The organism is uncultured Mycobacterium sp. (assembly GCF_964249325.1).
In the GTDB taxonomy this organism is placed as follows: Bacteria; Actinomycetota; Actinomycetes; order Mycobacteriales; family Mycobacteriaceae; genus Mycobacterium.
On the sequence record NZ_CAXUCH010000362.1, the window covers coordinates 1 to 3058 of the forward strand.

The window sequence follows — 3058 nt, forward strand, 5'->3', positions numbered from 1 at the left end:
AGTGCGACATCCGCGCGGCCACGGGTCGACCACCAGGAACGCCCGGCCGAAGCCCGCCGGCCAGCTGTCCCCTGGTATCGCCGGCCGGCGGTGCTCGTCATCGGTACGGCTCTGGTCGTGCTGGCGTTGGCCGTGGCGATCATGATCGCGCTGCGGCACACGTCCGGCGGCGGCGCTCCGACCACACCGTCACCTAGCGTGAGCACGACGCCCGAGTCGACGGGAACCTCCGCCCCCTCGACCGCAAGCTCCAGCACCGAGACCACGACAGTGACCGAGTCGCCGTCAACCCCATCGTCAACGGAGTCGGCGACCCCGCCGCCGTCGTCAACGCAGTCGACGACGACCCAACCGACGACTACTCAGACCACAACAGCAACAACCACGGCACCGACGACGACGTCGGCTCCAGCCCCAGTGGTTCCGCCTATCCCGCGAATTCCGGGTGTTCCGGGATTCCTCCAGCCGGGACCGGGTCCCGGCGGACAAGCCGGCTAGTCGGCCGACTCCCGCTGCTCGTCCGATTGATCCTTGGGGTTGTCGGCCGCTTCGCCACTTTCCTTTCGGTCGCCCTCCTGAGCTTGCTCGCCCTCCTGACCGCTGTCTTCCGCGAAGGGGTGCTCATCGGGATCGCCGAATTTGGGGTTGCCCTCGTCGTCGAGCCACTCGTGGACCGCCGTGCCCGTGATCGTCTTGTCCGTGCCAGGCATCACCGCCGTTGGGCGGTCTTCGTAGGCGCTCGCCATCCGCTTGACTTCTTTCTTGCCCTCCTCGGATGGCTCCGGCCGATCAGATTCCCCCTGTGACTGCTCGGCGTCGTTGCGTGCCTCGTCGCCTTTTTCGCCGTCGCCTTGTTCGCCGTCGCCTTGTTCGCCCTCGTGAGCGGTCATGATCGTGTCCCCCTGTCGAGTGATGACACTTGCCCGGCCCGTGGTGACGTTACCCGCTGGGGTCAACCCTCAAAACGATTCGGCAGTTTCCGGGGTGTTTCCGGCGTGTACGGATACGCCGTCCGGCGCGGTGGTCAGTTCGGACCGGGGTAACTGACGCCGGTGAGCTGTTCGGATATCTCCCACAATCGCCGGCTGTCGGCGTCGTTGCGGGCGCGCGCGGGCACCTTGGCTGCCTTGACGCCGCCGCCGGCGGCCTCGTAGATACCGCGAGGCCCGTAAAAAGCGCCACCCTCGGCGTCCGGCGACACCGCGGCGTACAGCGCGGGCAGAATTCCCTCGTCGACGTCTTGCCACAGGAACGGCGTCAGCTGCCACGACAGCTTGTACAAGCGTTCCATCACCGACGGCTTTGAGCGACCGTGGGACGGGCCGCTGATCTGCAGGTTGGTTTTGGTCAAGCCCGGATGGGCAGCGTTGGACGTGATACCCCAGCCGGCCTCCCGGCTGCGGCGGTCGAGCTCGCGGGCGAACATCAACACCGCCAGCTTCGACTGGCCGTAGGCCTGCATCGGCGCGTACGACTTCTCGAACTGCAGGTCCTCGAAGTGGATCTTGCCGCTTTTGCGTGCGGCCAGGCTGCTCAGCGAGACGACGCGCGCATGCTCGGCGGCGCGCAATAGCGGCAGCAGATGCCCGGTCAGCGCGAAATGCCCGAGATGGTTGCTGCCGAACTGCAATTCGAATCCGTCGGCGGTGGTCTCACGCTCAGGCGGGGTCATGACGCCGGCGTTGTTGATCAGGATGTCGATCGGGCGGCCCTCGGCGTTGAGCTGCTCGCCCAGGGCCGCGACGCGGGACAGCGACGACAAATCCAGGTTCTTGATCGTCAGCTTGGCGTCGGGAACCGTCGCCCGGATTTCGGCGATCGCCGCCTCGCCTTTGGCGCGGTTGCGGATCGCCATGACGACGTCCGCGCCGGCCGCGGCCAGCCGACGCGTAAGGCCGAGACCGAGGCCGCTGTTGGACCCGGTGACGACCGCGAGTTTCCCGGACAGATCTGGCACGGTGACGTCGAGATTGGTGGCCATGGGTGCTCCTCGTGTGTGGATGGGGCGAACATAACGCCGCACGCGTCTGGCTGCACGAAAAAGGGGGCGGCCGACGTCAGCTTGCGCGCCGGTGTGCGGCCAACCGTGACAGACTGCGGCGATGACCGGTGCCAAAGCCGCGACCAGGTTCGCGGTGATCATGTCCATCGTCACGCTGGTGGTGGGCGTTGTCGGCTTGATCGCCACCCTGGTGCTCAACACCTTCGTGCTGGACAACTACAACGCCTACGGCGAGGTGCCTGTCCCGGGGTCGGGCAGCCTGCGGTTGCCGGCCGGCGAAGTCACGGTCAGTTTTCACAGCCAGGTGATCGGCAGTCCGAGCGGCGGTGGCCTGCCGGTGCCGCGGCTCACCATGACGCTCATCCCGCCCGCCGGGGTCGCGGACCCGACCGTGACCGAAAGCTTCGGCAGCACAACGACAGTCAACAATGACGCACATCGGCGGGTGTGGTTGGTGCAGGTTCCCGTCGAGGGCACCTACTACGTCAAAGCTGGTGGGCAAGTCGGCGGGTTCATCAGTCCGCGCCTAGCGTTCGGGCAGCGTAGTTCGCACGGCTCGCTGGTGTGGGTGTTCGTCGTGCTGGCCGCGCTTGGTTTGCTGAACCTTCTCTGCGCGTTGTGGTGGTCGGCCCGGGTTCGGCGGCGGCCACAGCGGATGGCGACTGGCCAGCCTGTGGCTGCCACGACGTCGGCGCCCGACGTCTTGTACGCGCCCGGTGACGAAGGCGTGCGCGTCGAGTAACTGAAAAACCTAACAGCGCTGCGGGATTCGGGCGCCTTGACCGAAGCGGAGTTCGAGGCGGAGAAACGCCGCATCCTCGACGGACGATAGCGGGCTCAGTGGCCGCGGGCCACCCACTCGTCGTAGTGGACGATTTCACCGCCGACCGTGGTGGTGTCGCCGTGCCCGGTGTAGACGACGGTGTCGGCGGGCAGCGCGCCCAGACGATCCTTGATCGACGCGAGGATGGTCGGGAAATCGGAGAACGAGCGTCCGGTCGCCCCCGGCCCGCCTTGGAAGAGCGTATCGCCGCTGAACACCGCGCCCAGGTCGGG

Annotated in this window: 4 protein-coding genes and 1 pseudogene; 1 reads left to right on the forward strand and 4 read right to left on the reverse strand. The window is 67.1% G+C overall.

The window, feature by feature from the left end; all coding sequences use genetic code 11:
• From ACFE99_RS24435 to ACFE99_RS24445, 3 genes are all read right to left on the reverse strand, one after another.
• The coding region (locus ACFE99_RS24435; protein ID WP_375489376.1) for a hypothetical protein at nt 1–257 on the reverse strand (257 nt) is incomplete at its 3' end.
• 237 nt (nt 258–494) lie between these two features.
• Nucleotides 495–890, reverse strand: a complete 396-nt coding sequence (locus ACFE99_RS24440; RefSeq protein WP_375489378.1) for a hypothetical protein — start codon at nt 888–890, stop codon at nt 495–497.
• Between the two features lie 134 nt (nt 891–1024).
• Complete coding sequence (locus ACFE99_RS24445; protein ID WP_375489380.1) at nt 1025–1981, reverse strand: SDR family oxidoreductase; 957 nt, start codon at nt 1979–1981, stop codon at nt 1025–1027.
• Between the two features lie 121 nt (nt 1982–2102).
• On the opposite strand from ACFE99_RS24445, the pseudogene ACFE99_RS24450 reads away from it, so the two are divergent.
• Nucleotides 2103–2834: pseudogene (locus tag ACFE99_RS24450) on the forward strand (SHOCT domain-containing protein).
• Nucleotides 2835–2839: 5 nt separating this feature from the next.
• Here the strand turns inward: ACFE99_RS24450 and ACFE99_RS24455 are convergent.
• Nucleotides 2840–3058: MBL fold metallo-hydrolase (locus ACFE99_RS24455; RefSeq protein ID WP_375489382.1), on the reverse strand; the 219-nt coding region annotated here is incomplete at its 5' end.